Annotated in this window: 15 protein-coding genes; 6 read left to right on the top strand and 9 right to left on the bottom strand. The window is 35.3% G+C overall.

Features of this window, described 5'->3' with window-relative positions:
• Positions 1 to 5: 5 nt before the first annotated feature.
• The 3 genes from I6L50_RS12355 to I6L50_RS12345 are packed head-to-tail and all read right to left on the bottom strand — an operon-like array spanning position 6 to position 1,862.
• On the bottom strand, positions 6 to 803 hold the full coding sequence (locus I6L50_RS12355; RefSeq protein ID WP_002011365.1) for an NAD kinase: 798 nt from the start codon (positions 801 to 803) through the stop codon (positions 6 to 8).
• An 18-nt stretch (positions 804 to 821) separates the two neighbouring features.
• A complete protein-coding gene (gene yjbM / locus I6L50_RS12350; RefSeq protein WP_002125951.1) occupies positions 822 to 1,460 on the bottom strand; it encodes a GTP diphosphokinase in 639 nt (212 codons plus the stop codon).
• A 30-nt stretch (positions 1,461 to 1,490) separates the two neighbouring features.
• Complete coding sequence (locus I6L50_RS12345; protein WP_002149812.1) at positions 1,491 to 1,862, bottom strand: UPF0738 family protein; 372 nt, start codon at positions 1,860 to 1,862, stop codon at positions 1,491 to 1,493.
• 144 nt (positions 1,863 to 2,006) lie between these two features.
• Between I6L50_RS12345 and I6L50_RS12340 the strand changes: the two genes are divergently transcribed.
• From I6L50_RS12340 to I6L50_RS12325, 4 genes are all read left to right on the top strand, one after another.
• Positions 2,007 to 2,585 carry a CYTH domain-containing protein gene (locus I6L50_RS12340; protein ID WP_219301717.1) on the top strand — a complete coding sequence of 193 codons (579 nt, stop codon included), beginning with the start codon at positions 2,007 to 2,009 and terminating at the stop codon, positions 2,583 to 2,585.
• Between the two features lie 185 nt (positions 2,586 to 2,770).
• The gene (locus I6L50_RS12335) at positions 2,771 to 3,169 is read left to right on the top strand and encodes a globin domain-containing protein (RefSeq protein WP_000043388.1); all 399 of its coding nucleotides are present in this window, start codon (positions 2,771 to 2,773) and stop codon (positions 3,167 to 3,169) included.
• Complete coding sequence (locus I6L50_RS12330; RefSeq protein WP_113937683.1) at positions 3,169 to 4,062, top strand: ClpXP adapter SpxH family protein; 894 nt, start codon at positions 3,169 to 3,171, stop codon at positions 4,060 to 4,062. The genes I6L50_RS12335 and I6L50_RS12330 overlap by 1 nt, the downstream gene beginning before the upstream one ends.
• A gap of 230 nt (positions 4,063 to 4,292) precedes the next feature.
• Positions 4,293 to 4,466 (top strand): hypothetical protein, encoded by a 174-nt coding sequence (locus I6L50_RS12325; protein WP_002086970.1) that lies wholly within the window; start codon positions 4,293 to 4,295, stop codon positions 4,464 to 4,466.
• 146 nt (positions 4,467 to 4,612) lie between these two features.
• Here I6L50_RS12325 and pepF read toward each other — a convergent pair whose 3' ends face one another.
• The 4 genes from pepF to mecA form a co-directional block, all read right to left on the bottom strand.
• On the bottom strand, positions 4,613 to 6,439 hold the full coding sequence (pepF, locus tag I6L50_RS12320; RefSeq protein ID WP_219301716.1) for an oligoendopeptidase F: 1,827 nt from the start codon (positions 6,437 to 6,439) through the stop codon (positions 4,613 to 4,615).
• Between the two features lie 50 nt (positions 6,440 to 6,489).
• The gene (locus I6L50_RS12315) at positions 6,490 to 7,725 is read right to left on the bottom strand and encodes a competence protein CoiA (RefSeq protein WP_219301715.1); all 1,236 of its coding nucleotides are present in this window, start codon (positions 7,723 to 7,725) and stop codon (positions 6,490 to 6,492) included.
• Between the two features lie 90 nt (positions 7,726 to 7,815).
• Complete coding sequence (locus I6L50_RS12310) at positions 7,816 to 9,360, bottom strand: cardiolipin synthase (RefSeq protein WP_113937681.1); 1,545 nt, start codon at positions 9,358 to 9,360, stop codon at positions 7,816 to 7,818.
• Between the two features lie 71 nt (positions 9,361 to 9,431).
• Positions 9,432 to 10,115 (bottom strand): adaptor protein MecA, encoded by a 684-nt coding sequence (gene mecA, locus I6L50_RS12305; protein WP_002149820.1) that lies wholly within the window; start codon positions 10,113 to 10,115, stop codon positions 9,432 to 9,434.
• A gap of 436 nt (positions 10,116 to 10,551) precedes the next feature.
• Here mecA and I6L50_RS12300 point away from each other — a divergent pair, with 436 nt between their 5' ends.
• On the top strand, positions 10,552 to 11,226 hold the full coding sequence (locus tag I6L50_RS12300; protein ID WP_219301714.1) for a TerC family protein: 675 nt from the start codon (positions 10,552 to 10,554) through the stop codon (positions 11,224 to 11,226).
• Between the two features lie 50 nt (positions 11,227 to 11,276).
• Here I6L50_RS12300 and spx read toward each other — a convergent pair whose 3' ends face one another.
• Complete coding sequence (gene spx, locus I6L50_RS12295) at positions 11,277 to 11,672, bottom strand: transcriptional regulator Spx (protein ID WP_002011348.1); 396 nt, start codon at positions 11,670 to 11,672, stop codon at positions 11,277 to 11,279.
• Between the two features lie 579 nt (positions 11,673 to 12,251).
• Here spx and I6L50_RS12290 point away from each other — a divergent pair.
• Positions 12,252 to 12,455 carry a hypothetical protein gene (locus I6L50_RS12290; RefSeq protein WP_000559981.1) on the top strand — a complete coding sequence of 68 codons (204 nt, stop codon included), beginning with the start codon at positions 12,252 to 12,254 and terminating at the stop codon, positions 12,453 to 12,455.
• Positions 12,456 to 12,483: 28 nt separating this feature from the next.
• Here I6L50_RS12290 and I6L50_RS12285 read toward each other — a convergent pair whose 3' ends face one another.
• Positions 12,484 to 14,130: a peptide ABC transporter substrate-binding protein gene (locus I6L50_RS12285; protein WP_113937680.1), complete on the bottom strand. Its 1,647-nt coding sequence runs from the start codon at positions 14,128 to 14,130 to the stop codon at positions 12,484 to 12,486.
• Positions 14,131 to 14,320: the final 190 nt, after the last annotated feature.

Raw genomic sequence — 14,320 nt, 5'->3', positions numbered from 1 at the left:
CCTCTCTATTTATCTGCAACAAACGAGTCACGAACACGTTTCCAGAATGGGAACGGACGGAAACGAACAAATCGTACTTTCTCGTTTGCAACGCGATACTGAATTGATTTCACATCTTGATGAACCATCGTCAAATGATCCACGGTAATTTGCATGTTCATTCCTGCAGCCGGCTTTAAAACGCATGTATGATGCTTCGGCAGTACGAGCGGTGAACCTACCGTACGAAATACACGATTGTTGATAGATGCCATTTCTGCAATTTGAATCGCTTCAATAGAAGGGTGAATAATTGCTCCGCCAAGCGCCTTATTATAAGCGGTACTTCCTGAAGGAGTAGAAATACAAAGACCATCTCCGCGAAACGTTTCGAAATACTCTCCGCGTATTTCCACTTCTGTTACTAATGTACCTTCTGCACTTTTTACAGTCGCTTCATTCATCGCCAAATACTGCGACTCTTTACTACCATTCACATAGCGAATAATCACTTCTAAAAGTGGATATTCAACCACTTGGAACGGTGTTTTAGCGATTGCAATCACCAACTTCTCTACTTCCGTGGGTAACCAATCTGCATAGAAACCTAAATGCCCTGTATGTACACCAACAAATGCTGTTTCATCTAATCGATTATAGTAACGATGGAATGCATATAAAAGCGTTCCATCTCCCCCAACAGAAATTACAATATCAGGTTCCTTTTCATCCATTGTAAACCCAAAATCTAACAAGTATTCTTTCATCGTACTTGCTAGTGTATCTGATGATTGATCTCCCTTTGACATAATTGTAAATTTCATCGCCCAACACCCTTTAGTTTATGATTCAGAATCTTTCGTTTCCTGCTTTCGTGAAAAGACCTTTTGCGCTTCTTGAATTTCAAGACGAATGGAAGACATTTCTTCATCTAATAAAAACGCCGCTTCCGCTGCACGTTGTAAGCGTATTTTAATATCTTCAGGAAAACGTCCACTATATTTGTAATTTAAAGAATGCTCAATCGTTGCCCAAAAATTCATTGCTAACGTGCGAATTTGAATTTCAACTAACACTTTTTTCTCCCCCTGTATCGTTTGAACAGGATAACTAATGACAACGTGGTAAGAGCGATAGCCGCTATCTTTCTTTTGCGTTACATAATCACGTTCTTCTACAATGTCAAAATCATTTCGTTTTCGAAGATATTCTACAACAGGCTTAATCTCATCTACGAATTGACACATCATTCGAAGGCCCGCGATGTCCTGCATATCTTCTCTAATTCGGTCTAGCGGTACATTTCTCTTCTCCGCTTTATCAATAATACTTGCAACCGACTTTACCCTTCCTGTTACAAACTCAATTGGAGAATGCTCCGTTAACATTGCAAATTGAGTACGCATTCCTTTTAGTTTCACTTTCAGCTCCGCCACCGCTTGGTGATACGGTGCTAAAAATTCTTCCCAATTACGATTCATTTCAACCACCACCAAAATCAATCCATTTGCTTATAGAAACACTTTTTCTACAGCAGTTACTAGTTCTTCTCCGTAATTTGCATTACCTTCAATATTTTCAACTAAATATTCTACTTCTTCTTTTAATCCTTCTAATTCTATTTCAACATCATTCACGCGAATAAACATCGCTGTATCTTTATTCATCGCTTCATGCATTGCTTCCCAGCATGTATGCGGAATACTTACATAAATGAAAGATGATTCATTTTCTAAGATATATAAAAATGATAAATTGTCTGAGTCTACAAGTACGTGATTACGCGCACTTAACTCCTTTACCTCTATTTCAGTATTTTCCGCACAAAAAATAAGCGCATTCTCTCTCATTTCTACGCTCTTAACTTGAATTTTATTTTGCATACTCGAACTCCTCCATCTCAACTTCCTGTCTTACTTAACAGTATTATTGTATCATAACATGGACGCAAACAAATAAAACATTGAACCAAATTTGCGAAAAAGCGATAATGTGGAAAGAATTATTTTTCAAAAGGAGCGCATACAATGACACAAGAAATTGAAATTGAATTTAAAAATATGGTTACAGAGGAAGAATTCCAAACATTATGCAAATCTTTTTCTATTGAAGCATTTACAAAACAAGTAAATCACTACTTTGAAACGCCTCACTTCTCTTTAAAAGATACGGGCTCTGCACTTCGTATTCGTCATAAAGATGGAACTTATACATTAACATTAAAACAACCTGCTGAAATTGGTTTATTAGAAACTCATCAGTCTGTAACAGAAAAAGAAGCACAACTTATGATGGAAACAAACACAATCATTCAAGGAACTGTAATGGATCAGCTACACAAATTACAAATTCCCGTTTCCTCTTTAACTTATATGGGTAGTTTAACAACAGAAAGAGCTGAAATATTATTTGAAGGCGGAACGCTTGTCTTTGATCATAGTTTCTATTACAATCACGATGATTATGAAATTGAATACGAAGTGCAAGATGAAAAGACCGGTAAAGCAGCATTTATAAGGTTATTAAAGCAACATAACGTACCAATTCGTCATACAAACAACAAAGTAAAACGCTTTTTCCTTGCCAAACAAAACGAAGAGCGCTAAAGTAAAATTTCCATCAGTGAAGAAGAGCTGTACTTACGGCTACATTTCACCTTTTTGAAAAGCAAAAGATTTATTAGCAACATATAGAATAAGCAAAGAATGTTATGAAGGCTGTTTAGTTGCTCTTCATAACATTCCATTGCTACAATAGATATACATTTCATGGAAAAAGGAGTTTATAAAGGATGAGCAAGCAACCGATGACACCATTTGAAGCAATTGGCGGTGAACAATGCATTGCAACATTAGTGGATACATTTTATTCCTATGTCAGTGAACACCCTGACTTATCTCCGATCTTCCCGGATGATTTAACAGAAACTGCTAGGAAGCAGAAACAATTTTTAACGCAATATTTAGGTGGTCCTAATTTATACACTGAAGAACATGGGCATCCTATGCTAAGAGCACGCCATCTTCCGTTTGAGATTACTCCAAAACGCGCAGAAGCTTGGCTGTCATGTATGGAGCAAGCAATGGATGATACAGGAGTGCACGGTCATATAAGAGAGTTTGTTTTTGAACGTTTAGCATTAACTGCTCAACATATGGTCAATACTCCAAATGAAACAGGTGAAGTGTAATGGATAAGCAGGAAGCAAAGCATATAAATATGCCTTCTCCTTCCACATGCGAGCATAAATCTGTAGAAGCATATTTATTTATTGATCCACTTTGTAAAGATTGCTGGGATATCGAGCCATTTATTATTAAACTATGGCTTGAGTATGGGAAATACTTCTCTATTCGTCATATCGTAACAGGAAAAGTGGACGGAGCAAACGCTTCCTCACACAAATGGAATAAACCTGCTAATATTCGATTTGTGTGGGAAAAAACAACAAGTTTACAAGGTTTTTCATGTGATGGAAAAGTACATATGCAAGAGGCATCGTCAACACCATATTTAGTTTCGATGGCAATTAAGGCGGCGGAATTGCAAGGCCGAAAAGCAGGTTCGAAATTTTTGCGAAAACTCCAAGAATACATTCTTCTTGAAAATGTATCAAACCCTGACTGTGAATTATTGCTTACATGCGCTAAAGATAGTGGCATTGATGTAGAGGAATTTAAAAAAGACCTACACTCAGTTAGCGCAAAAAAAGCTTTCCAATGCGACCTAAAATTCACAAATGAGATGCATATTACAGAAATACCTTCCCTCCTATTTTTTCATGCAAATTCAGATGAGGAAGGTATTAAAATCGCGGGAATTTATTCCTATGATGTATACGTACAGTTATTAAAAGAACTTATAAAGTGCGAGATTGAGCCAGAACCATTACCTCCTTTAGAAGTATTACTAGAAGCAACACAATTTATTTCTTCAAAGGAAATCTCATTTATATATGACTGCCCTCAACAAGAAATAGAGCGTGAACTAAAGAAATTACAACTAAAACGAAAAGTACAAATGATTGAAGTGAAGTGCGAGCGTTATTGGAAATGGATAGCAAAAGAAAAAGACCCGGTGTAAACACCAGGTCTTTTTCTTTACGGCTTATAAAAATATTAAAGGGGATGGGAGAAATTTTCACGTTCAAACAAAGGGGTATATGTTTGTATGTGAATTCGTTCACGCTTATTATATTACAAGATTCGACGTCAGATGACAACCCCTTTTGTCGAATTTCACATTTTTGTCACATTCTAAACGTTTTCATTTTTGAATAAGCTATAAAAAAGAACATTTAGGAGGTTTTATTAATGAAAAAGTCTCATATCGCTCTAATTTTTCTAGCTTTCATTGTTTCTTTTTTCTTGTACATCCTTTCTCTACTACAAGCTTTTCCTAAAATTATTGCCTTCCCTCTTTTATTCGGCGTTATCGTCATCGCTGTCTCTTATTTCAACTATAGAAAACGATTTAAAGGATTTTAACTACAAAAATAAGTCATGAAAATTCCTTCTAATATAGAAAAAGTAAAGAAAATCACCTTAATAATTCGACAAATATCGACATTATGTACTTTTGAGAAAATGTTTCAAACAAAAAAGACGAGGATAAAATCCCTCGTCTTTTCTCATTACTTCTCTTCAAACAATAGCGCTTCTAATTCATTTAACTTCTCTTCAAATACTTGTAATGCTTCTTTTACAGGTTCTGGTGATGCCATATCTACTCCTGCTTTTTTCAACACTTCAATTGGGTAATCAGAGCTTCCAGCTTTTAAGAATTCGTTAATGTAACGTTCTACTGCTGGTTGTCCCTCTTCTAAAATTTGTTTTGACAAAGCTGTCGCTGCACTAAATCCTGTTGCGTATTGATATACGTAATAGTTGTAATAGAAGTGCGGAATACGAGACCATTCTAAGCCGATTTCTTTATCGATTACTAAAGCGTCCCCGAAATATTTCTTATTTAAATCGTAGTAGATCTCCGTTAACATATCTGGCGTAACAGCATGTCCTTCTTGTACTTTCTTATGAATGATATGCTCGAACTCTGCAAACATTGTTTGACGGAATACAGTACCACGGAATCCTTCTAAATAGTGATTTAATAAATATAGACGCTCTTTCTTATCTTCTGTCGTCTTCAATAAGTAATCATTTAGAAGTGCTTCATTACAAGTTGATGCCACTTCTGCAACGAAGATTGAATAATCACCGTATACGTGTGGCTGTGTCTTTCTTGTGTAATAACTATGCACCGAATGACCAAACTCATGAGCAAGTGTATATAAATTATTTACATTATCATGCCAGTTCATTAAAATATACGGGTTTGTTCCGTATGCACCAGATGAATATGCTCCACTTCGTTTTCCTTTATTCTCATATACATCTACCCAGCGATTTTCATATGCTTCTTTTAAAATTTCAACATATTCATCACCAAGTACATTTAAAGATTTCAATAACATTTCTTGCGCTTCTTCATACTTCACATTCATTTTCACTTCTTGTACAAGTGGTGTATATAAATCGTACATATGAAGCTCATCAAGACCTAGAGCACGCTTACGAATATCAATGTATCGATGTAGTAAGTGTAAATTATCATTTACCGATTCAATAAGTTGATCATACACCGCCTCAGGAATATTATTATTACTTAATGCAGCTTGACGTGCAGAATCGTATTTACGAACGCGCGCATTGAAATTATTACGTTTCACTGCCCCGCTTAACGTACTTGCAAATGTGTTCTTAAATTTCCCATACGTTTCAAATACAGCTTTGAATGCATCTTCGCGAACACGACGATCATCACTTTCTAAAAACTGAATGTAACGGCCATGTGTTATTTCTACCTCTTCTCCATCCTCACCTTTAATAGATGGGAATTTCAAATCCGCATTATTCAACATACCGAATGTATTACTTGATGCACTCATCACTTCAGATGCTTCTGCTAATAACGCTTCCTCTGCCTCAGATAATACGTGCGGGCGTTGACGTGTAATTTCTTCTAATGCATGCTCATATACACTTAGTTCTCGATTTTCTTGTAAGAATGTTTGCAATGTATCTTCTGAAATAGATAAAATTTCAGGTACGATATACGCTGTGCTACTAGATACTTGTGAGTATAAATTTGTTGCGCGATCATTCAGTGCTTGATACACAGAGTTTGTTGTATCTTGATCGTAACGCATATGTGCATATGTATATAGCTTACCTAATCGCATTGAAATTTCATCTTCATATTGCAATGCCTCAAGCAAATTGTCTGCAGAGTCGCCAAGCTTCCCTTTAAATTCAGTTAACTTTGGCAATAGCTCTTTAATAGCTTGGAATTCTTTTTCCCATTCTGCATCTGTTTGGAAAATATCTTCTAATCGCCATGTGCTTGCTTCTTCAATCTCATTGCGATCTGGTAATGATTTTACTGTATTTTGTTCAGACATTCTGTAAGCCCTCCTTTAAATATCTCTACTTAAGTACAATTCTGTTTTTCTTATGTAATTCCTTCACGTTCATTCTTTATTATATCCCCTTTTTCTTCTCTCATGTTGAACTTTGTCTCAAATAGAGATAGTGCGTGCGCTAAGCCAATTTCATCATATTTCATAATTTCTCCCTCTGTTTTTACCAACACAACATCTCTTATTTTTCGATACTTATTACTACCTATTTTTATTAATACACCTGCATAACATAAAAATGTCATATACTCCGCAACTGCTACCTTCCATATATGTTGTGCAAAATACGGAAGTAGACGCCTCTTCGTATATTTTGCTACATAGTTACATGCGTATTGCAGAGAAATATACTCTCCTACCTTAAGCATACCTATACACTTCATATAAAGAGAAGCTTGCCATATAAATGGATTTGTTTGAAAAGCAAACGCGGATGGGAGCGGAACACCGATTTCAGAAGGAAAACTCGCTGGGGTACATTTATATTGATATAAGAGGCGGAGTAGTGACTTATGATTATAATTCCAGATAGATAGAGCGTTTTGCCGAAAATGGTTCTTTTTTCTCTTCCATTCTTGTCCTAATACCTCTTTTTGGAAAGGAACGGGGGAAAAGAGCATGTCAACAGTAGTCGTATCAGTTGGTAAATAAATAGTATGTGAGAAAGAGACGTTTGTAGAAAACGGAGTGATAAAGGCGCATTTCATAAATGATTTTTGTTTCGGACAGAAGAAAATAAGAAATGGCTGGGGATAAGATTGTAAGGAGAAAGCCAGAAGTGAGGAAAATTTCATCCAATATGCAGATTGCTTTTTTAATTGATTTCCACCAATGATCCAGATGACCTGTATACCAGCTTGCCAATACGAGTATGTTCGTTTAGAAAGCTGTTCTATGGAGAGATTGGCGCATTGATATTCAATCGCAATTTCCCTACCTGCTCTCTCTACGAAAACATCTGGTCTTTGCTGGATTTTTGGAAGGTAATGCTCTATATCCACATGAAAATTTTGACGTTTCAACCATCTATATAACAATTCTTTACCGTGCATATGATACATAGATTCTGCTTCATAAAAGGTAAGACATGAATCCACTTTCTTATGAGCAAAATGCCAGCTCTTTTGTTTTCCTAATTTCATTTGCACTTCTTTTCCGCAAGCTGTACAAAAGAATTTTTCTCGTTTACGCATTTCGCGTAAACGTTCTTCATCCCGGTTATATAATAGATGAATTTTCTCTCCGTTTTCTCTCCTTGCAATAAACATCACCATCACACCCTTTCAACTTCTTGTATTCTACAATTTACTACAAATTCCTCTCAAAAAAAGAGATGTCCTAAATTAGGACATCTCTTTCTATAATAAAGGTGATAATAACCGGTACGTCGATTCAACAATCCGCCTATGAAGACGTCTCTTATGAAATCGGTCAACATGAATTTCACTGGATTCTTCTAAATCGTCTTTAAAATCTTGAACGAGCTTTCTAATGCTACCTGTATCATATAAAAAGGCATTTACTTCAAAGTTTAAATGAAAACTTCTCATATCCATATTAGCTGTCCCAATTGATGCGAGATCAGAATCCACGATGACAACTTTACTATGAAGAAACCCTTTTTCATATTCATATATTTTTACTCCTGCATCTAATAACTCCGGAAAGTACGATCTTGATGCATAAAAGACAGTCCGCTTATCTGGCTTACTTGGCATTAACAAACGAACATCGATACCAGCAAGTGCAGCTACTTTTAATGCAGATAAAATATCATCATCTGGAATAAAGTATGGTGTTGCAATCCAAATCGATTTCCTAGCTGAAGCAATCATTGCAAAATATAAATGTTTAATTGTTTCCCATTTATTATCCGGTCCACCTCCAACAAGTTGGACTCCGCCCCAATGATCACCCTCAACTGCTTCCGCTTGTAAATATTCAGGTGCTAATACCGCCTCACCAGTCATATAAAACCAGTCTTGAAGGAAAATTAGCTGTAAACTTTGAACTGCTTCACCGCGTAAATATAAATGCGTGTCTCGCCAAAAACCGAAATATTTATCCTTCCCTAAATACTCATCACCAATATTTAATCCACCTACAAACCCCTCATTTCCATCTATAATAACGATTTTTCGGTGGTTTCGATAATTAATTTTATCGTTTAAAATTGGAAAGCGCACAGGGAAAAATGGAATCATTTCTACTCCTGCATCATTCAATTCTGCAATATACGAATTTGATAATTTAAAGCTTCCAACCGCGTCGTATAAAAAACGAACGACAACGCCTTCTTTTGATTTTTTTATTAAAATATCTTTAATTTCTGTACCGAGCTTGTCATCACGTACAATGTAATACTCCATATGAATGTGGTGTTTCGCTCGATTTAACCCATCTAAAATTGCCTGAAACGTTTCGTCTCCATTTGTTAATGTCCTCGTTTCAGTTTGAAATGAAATATTTAAAGCACCCAATCGATCTGCTAAACGAAATAACAATTCTTGATGCTTATGATTTCGTAAAATCCGTTCTTCGTAATCTTCGTGTCCCTTATATTGTAAAAACGCCTGTTCATCGAGTAATGCCTTCTTTTGGAACATTCTTTTTCTGCGAAAGTTTTGTCCAAATAAAAGATAAGCAAAGAAACCGAACACTGGAAAAATACCTAGTACGATTAACCACGTAAGTGTTTTTGACGGATGGCGATTTTCTAAGAAAATAACACATCCAATTAAAAATGCGGAAACCGTAAATAAAATACTAATAATACCTAAAATCGAAACATCCTTTATCCCCATGACATCCGAATAAAATGCTACATCAATAAACATGCGTAATGAAACAAATAATGCGAACAGTAGTAGAAAAAAGAAAAGTAGTTTTAGTGTATTTTTCATCTCTTCCCCCCTAATAAGAAAGCCTTCCTATTCTTCATAAAAAAAGCCGATTTCATACTATAGAAATCGGCCTACGTTTTAGGAGGGAAATTGTTGCGAATTGTCTCAAGCGCACGCTCTTTCACAACCTGTTTCCCATACTCACTTACACGGTGAATCGTTAAAGTAGATTCTTCTCCATATTCTAAAACAATACTTAAAATACGATCAATCTCTTCTTCATCATGTAGCACTTCATCGAATTCCACATATACATAATAGCGGTCCTCAAATGAATGTAATTCATCTTTTATATCTTCAAAGATAAGACGATGACTTAATGAAATAACATCTTCAAAATCATTAAACTTAATTAAAAAGCCAAACGTACCATCTTCATTAAAGTTTGTTCCTACTTGTTCTTCTACCTCTTCCACTAATTCTTGCTGGAATAATGATTCGATGCCTTCATCTAGAGGAATGTCTATAATTTTGTCTACACCTATTGGTAATTCCAGCTTTTGTCCATCCTTTGAAAGCTCCGCTTTCGTTACAAGTACTTCAATCCCTTTATCGACTGCTTGCACTTGGATCCATAACGGCCCATCGATAAAGAAATCATCATGATCACGAGCTTCGTCCATCATCTCCCAAAAGAGCTCTTCACTTCGTTCGCGATCATACCAAATTTCTTCACGATTAAACCCTCTGTCCTCTATATCAATGTACGTAATAAAAAATTTCATCGTATGGTCATTAATTCTTTCAATATCCAAAATACAACGCTCCCTTCCTGCTTAGAATTGTTATGAAGGGATTCCCCACTCATATGACAAAACAATAGATTCTTGTACTCTCATTTTATGATAAGATTCTCCAGAAGGGAAATAAAATCGATTTATTTTACAAAAATAGTTATATACCTATCTGTATTCGACTTTTTACATAAAGTGAAACAATAATCAGTATTTTTTTCATCCTCCACTGATTATTAGCTCGCACCAATCGGAATAAATATACCATTATACCAATTCACTGCTCGCAAAAAATTTGGACATACATTCCCATATTCCCTCGTACACTGTAATAAAGTGAAACTTCTATTAGAGGTGATTATTTTTTCCCCAGGCGCGCTGGATCAAAACTAGACAAACTTTCTTCACCACATACATATATTTCGCTTATTAAAACATCATAAATGGAGGCAGACGAATGGACTTAGAGTTTTTAACATCTGTACTAATGATTGTCGGTATCGATGTTGTACTAGGTGGCGATAACGCAATTGTCATCGCACTAGCTAGCCGAAATTTACCTGAAGCAAAACGAAATAGAGCCATTTTGATTGGTACTATGTTAGCAATTGTGCTACGAATTCTCCTCACGATACTAGCTGTCTATTTACTTGATATCCCATTTTTACAACTCACCGGCGGAATTTTACTCACATTAATTGCGGTCAATTTACTCACTGATAATAACAACGACCTTTCTTCTATCAAAGGAAAAACGACTTTATTCCAAGCTGTGCGTACAATTGTATTCGCGGATCTCGTTATGGGGTTTGACAATGTTATTGCCATTGCAGGAGCAGCTCACGGAAGACTTTCACTCGTAATTATCGGTTTATTCATTTCTATCCCGATTATCATTTGGGGAAGCAAACTTATTTTAATACTCATGGAACGCTTTCCATTTCTCATTTATTGCGGAGCAGCAGTTCTCGCCTATACAGCAGGAAAAATGATTACACATGAAGACAGACTTGCAACGTTTTTTCATCATAATCCTAGTTTTGCCACAAGTATCCCTTATTTGTTCATTTTCACCATTTTATGCATAGGCTTTATCGTTCAACAAGTGCGATTACGTAATGTTAAACAGTAAAAAAAAACCTTCTACTCTATAATAGGTAGAAGGTTTTCATATTATTATAATTAATTTACAAGACGCTGTGCTTCACGTAATTGGAACGTTCTTACTGTACGTGGTAAGAAACGACGGATTTCATCTTCGTTGTAACCTACTTGAAGGCGTTTTTCGTCAATCATAATTGGACGACGTAAAATACCTGGATAGTCACGAATCATCTTATATAAATCTTGAAGTGGTAAAGACTCTAAGTTCACATTCAATTCTTGGAAAACTTTTGAACGAGTAGAAATAATCTCATCCGTTCCGCTTTCTGTCATACGTAAAATCTCTTTAATCTCATCAATCGTTAATGGATCTGAGAAAATATTACGTTCTGTATAAGGAATATGATTTTCCTCTAGCCATAATTTCGCCTTTCTACAAGACGTACAGCTTGGAGAACTATATAATGTTACCATACAAAGCTCACTCTCCTTAAAGAGTACAAATTCTGTACTAATTACAGTTTAAATTTCTAACTTCCGCAATTTTTCGCGATAACTTGTCTTATAGCAAAGTAAAAAATCGCAATTCATGTAAGCAACAATAATTACTTTTAATAAGTAACTTCTATAATCATTATACAATAGTTTTTGCAAGAAATATACAGTGAATTTACTGCTAGTTGAGAAAATTTCTCCGTGTACTCCACTGCTATGCAACATGATTATACTGAGTAAAACTGTCCTTTAACAACGGTCTTCAACCCTTTTGATACTTACTTTCTACAATAATCTTCACTTGATATACAATTACAGTTTCATAATCTTCCCCATTAAAAAGAGAGCGTTTTCTTACCTTTTCCCGACAAAACAATTGAGAAATGTAAGACTCTAAAGGTTAGAAACAAAAGGAACATTTGTTCTCATTTTAACAAATCTCTCCGCTCATGTCTATATGCTTTCTAAAGTAAATCGAATATTTTTCTGACATTTCTTTCTTTTTTACCATTTATCTCATACAATAAAAATACAGACAGACAAAGGGGGAATTTGCATATGATCGCTTTTTTTACTGATTTTATCATTGTCGCTACCCTCATCATCGGAATAACAGCATTGATTGGTGTCATTACAAATAGCATCGGTGAAAAACTCTTTGGTGGGAAAGAAAAAATGAAGTTTGTTAACAAAAGTTTAGATGTACAATCAGGCTGGAACCAAGTTGGCGGAAAAGGCATTTATAAAAAACGTACGTACTAAAAAAAGCAGGTAATCACCTGCTTTTTTCTTATTTTCCTACTGATGCCCATTTAAAGCTTACATCGGGGCCATATTTATGGTTGTACATATCTTTAATTGTTTCTCTTTGTAAATATGCTCTACCACGTTGATATACCGGAACAATCGCAGCGTCATCAAGTAGCATTTTTTCTGCTTCAAGTAAGTTTTTCCAGCGAGCATTTACATCGCTTCCATCTTTTTTCGCTTTCATAATAATCTCATCGTACTTCGGATTAGAATACTTCATTTTGTTTTGCGCTCCGTCAGTTACAAACATATCAAGATATGTAACTGGATCTGGGAAGTCTGCCCCCCATCCAGAGAATGACATTACATAATCGCCTGCATCTTCTAATTTTAGTTTTTGCGCGAATGGTTGTTGTTTAATTTTCACTGTTAATCCTGGTAAATTCTTTTCTAACTCACCTTTTAAATATTCACCAGTTTTCTTCGATAATTCAACGTCTTCATTTAACATCTCTAATTCAATTTCATTTTTACCAAGCTCTTTTTTACCAGCTTCCCAATACTTTTTCGCTTCTTTTACATTTGGTTTTATAATATCTCCATTTTCAGCACGGAAATCTTTTTTATCCGGACCTTTAATGAAATTATCAGGAATTAATCCTGTCGCTGGCCTAGAACCGTTATTTAATAATGTATCAACGAATGGTTTACGATCAAAGCCAAGTGAAATTGCTTTACGAATATTTTTATTTGCTAAAGATGGGTCTTTTTGATTTAAACGAAGGAAGAATACAGATGTCTCTTCTACTGTTTTGAAATCTGGTTTTCCTTTATATTTATCGATGAACTCTGCTAATAACGTCGCTCGATCGACTGCGTTTGTTTCATATAAATTAATTGGCGTAGACGTATCTTTTACAATATTAAAGTTTACTTCCTCAAGTTTCACTTCTTTATTGTCCCAATATGATGGGCTCTTTGTCATTTTGAAACTACGTTCATGTTGCCAATCACTTAATGTAAATGGACCGTTGTAAAGTGTTGTATTTGCTTCTAAACCAAACTTCGTCCCTTGCTCTTTCACATACTTTTCATTAACAGGATAAAAGATCGGATAGACCATTAAATCAATAAGATATGGGATAGAATTATCTAATTCTACTTCTAATGTATGATCATCAATCGCTTTCACGCCTAATTGGTCTGGACTCATCTCTTTTTTATTAATTTTCTCAGCATTTTTTATATCGTACATAATGTACGCCGATTTCGCAGCTGTATCTGGATTAATTGCTCTTTGCCATGCATACACGAAATCTTTCGCCGTTACAGGTTCACCATTTGACCATTTTGCATCTTCACGTAATTTAAATGTATACTTTTTACCGTCTTCTGACTTTTGGAATTCTTTCGCTACACCTGGAACTAATTTATCGTCTTTCCCAAGGCGGTATAGGCCTTCCATCGTATTGTTCATTACTTTTGAAGAAACTGCATCAGCTGATAACGCTGGGTCCATCGTTGGAATTTCTTGTGTTTCAATTAAGTTAATAACTTGCTTCGCACCGCTTTTCCCGCTATCCCCTTTTGCGTTCGCTTGCGGTTCATCTTTTTGGTAGCCACATGCCCCTAAAATCATGCTCATTGCTACTGTTGATGCTACAAAAACTGGTATCTTTTTTTTCATACTTCCACCCTCCAAAAAAATGTTAGCCCTTTCATTTTCAAACAGAAAGAAATATATATATGTTCTAATAATTCATATTATACACACAAATATATTCTTTGTATATTTATATTTCTATTTTATTAAAATTTTCTGTTAACACTTTGTGTATTTGTAAACGTTTCATACTGCGTTTTTATTGAACTAAAGT

Source organism: Bacillus sp. FDAARGOS_1420, assembly GCF_019344915.1.
GTDB lineage: Bacteria > Bacillota > Bacilli > Bacillales > Bacillaceae_G > Bacillus_A > Bacillus_A mycoides.
This window is presented reverse-complemented; position numbering and strand designations above follow the sequence as displayed.